This window comes from Streptomyces sp. NPDC127177 (genome assembly GCF_042672475.1).
Taxonomy (GTDB): domain Bacteria; phylum Actinomycetota; class Actinomycetes; order Streptomycetales; family Streptomycetaceae; genus Streptomyces.
This window is the reverse complement of the sequence record NZ_JBHXUW010000131.1, coordinates 1-2,266: the sequence shown is the minus strand read 5'-3', so window position 1 is coordinate 2,266 and position 2,266 is coordinate 1. Positions and strand designations below refer to the sequence as shown.

Genomic DNA, 2,266 nt, shown 5'->3' with positions numbered 1-2,266 from the left:
GCGTCCGGCCGGACGTTGCCGAGCACGGTCCGGCCGGACGTGTGCCGGGCGCCCCGCGGCCCCGGCGCAACTCGCCTCGAACGTAACCCTTTAACCGATTCGTGCACCCGCGAAAAGTGCGCCCCGGGGGCTGCGCGCCCTTGACAGAGGGGTGTTCGATTGCCGACACATCGGGCCGGGTCCGGCGGATTGTGTTGCTGCGGAGCGGTGACACGCCATAGAGTCGCCAATCGTCGGCATGGTGCCACGCTGACCTATCGATAAGTTTCCTGGTCACGTCCAAGGAGGTAAGACGACTTGTGAATGAGTCGACATTTACTCCCGGGGGTGTTCAACCAGGGATGCCTGCACGGGGCCAGAGCCCGAACGGGCTGGAGGCTGTCGGCTCCGTCGCTGTCCGAGCCTTCGCCACCCACCAGCAGATGACGACAGCCCCCCAGATGATGGACGGCCTACACGTGAACGCCATGGCCGGCAACGAGAGTGGCCGGGACACCGCCCACTTCGCCGACTTCGACGAGGCGCCCCAAGGGCACTTCTACGACCCCGACGCCGAGTACGAGCCCGATCCCGAGTACGCGGCCACGCTCGCGCCCGACGCCGCCAGGCAGCGCCGTGAGCGGATCGGCCCGACCGGCCGGCCCCTGCCCTACTTCCCGATCCCGGGCCCGCTGACCGACCACGGCCCCGCGAAGATCATCGCGATGTGCAACCAGAAGGGCGGCGTCGGCAAGACGACGTCGACCATCAACCTGGGTGCCGCGCTCGCGGAGTACGGACGGCGGGTCCTGCTCGTCGACTTCGACCCGCAGGGAGCCCTGTCGGTCGGTCTCGGCGTCAACCCGATGGAGCTCGACCTCACCGTCTACAACCTGCTCATGGAGCGGGGCATGGCGGCCGACGAGGTGCTCCTGAAGACCGCCGTGCCCAACATGGACCTGCTGCCGAGCAACATCGACCTGTCGGCGGCCGAGGTCCAGCTGGTCAGTGAGGTGGCCCGGGAGTCCACCCTGCAGCGCGCCCTGAAGCCGCTGATGGCCGATTACGACTACATCGTGATCGACTGCCAGCCCTCGCTCGGCCTGCTCACCGTGAACGCCCTGACGGCCGCACACAAGGTGATAGTGCCGCTCGAGTGCGAGTTCTTCGCCCTGCGAGGTGTGGCGTTGCTCACCGAGACGATCGAGAAGGTGCAGGAGCGGCTCAACCCGGAGCTGGAGCTCGACGGCATCCTCGCCACGATGTACGACTCCCGTACGGTGCACAGCCGCGAGGTCCTGGCGCGCGTCGTCGAGGCCTTCGACGATCACGTCTACCACACGGTCATCGGGCGTACGGTCCGCTTCCCGGAGACCACGGTCGCCGGTGAGCCCATCACCACGTACGCGTCCAACTCGGTCGGTGCCGCCGCCTATCGCCAGCTCGCCAGGGAGGTGCTCGCCCGGTGTCACGCCGAGTGAGTCTGCCCGGGGCCGACGAACTGTTCCGTACCACCGGGGGGATGGGGCTGCAGTCCTCGTCCCCCGCGGAACGGCGGCGCAAGGCGAACGGCGAGGCCCGGGTGCCGGCACCGGCCGGCGAGAGCGAATCCGGGGCCGAGAGCCCGGGCACCGGATCCGATGCCGACGCGGGAACTGCCACCTCCGGGCAGGAGGAGCACTCCGCGGCCAAGGCGGACGCCGGCGACTCGCGCAGCCGGGGCGGTGATAACGACCGGATGGCGGTGGCCGCGCAGGCCGGACGCCGTCCGCAGCCGCCGTCCTCGCAAGAGCCGGTTCCCGCCCCCGTCGTCCAGCAGCAGCGCAGACGCGGTGGCGGGCGCGGTGCGAACCGGCGGCCCAGCGGCCGGGAGCGCCACGACGAGAAGATCACGGTCTACGTCTCCGCCGAGGAGCTGATGGACCTGGAACACGCGCGGCTGGTGCTGCGCGGGGAGCACGGGCTGGCCATCGACCGCGGCCGGATCGTCCGTGAGGCGGTCGCCGTCGTCCTGGCGGACCTGGAGTCGCGGGGCGACGCGAGCATCCTCGTACGGCGGCTGCGCGGCCGCTGAGCGGTGCGGCGCCGGTAGCCTGCCCCGGAGGGCGGGCCGCCGCCCGCCGTCCGTGTCCCGCCGCACCCTGGATCCCCATGCCCCCACCCGACGAGCCCGTCCGCACCTCCCGCCGCCCGCTGGGCCGCGGGCCGGGGGGCGGGCCCCCGCCCGGGCGGGCGGCCGACGCCCATTTTGCGGGGGGCGGCACTACGGCACACGCCCCCGGGCTCG

At 71.4% G+C, this 2,266-nt stretch carries 2 protein-coding genes; both read left to right on the top strand.

Annotated elements, in window-relative coordinates; all coding sequences use genetic code 11:
- Positions 1-341 precede the first annotated feature (341 nt).
- Positions 342-1,460, top strand: coding sequence for a ParA family protein (locus tag ACFVJX_RS36000; protein WP_384131864.1), 1,119 nt, complete (start codon positions 342-344; stop codon positions 1,458-1,460).
- Positions 1,457-2,053 carry a hypothetical protein gene (locus tag ACFVJX_RS35995; protein WP_384131969.1) on the top strand — a complete coding sequence of 199 codons (597 nt, stop codon included), beginning with the start codon at positions 1,457-1,459 and terminating at the stop codon, positions 2,051-2,053. Before ACFVJX_RS36000 ends, ACFVJX_RS35995 begins: the two co-directional genes overlap by 4 nt.
- The last annotated feature ends 213 nt before the right edge of the window (positions 2,054-2,266 follow it).

Coding starts and splice junctions, on each gene's coding strand:
- ACFVJX_RS36000 (WP_384131864.1), top strand. CDS start 342: ATGCCTGCACGGGGCCAGAGCCCGAACGGGCTGGAGGCTGTCGGCTCC.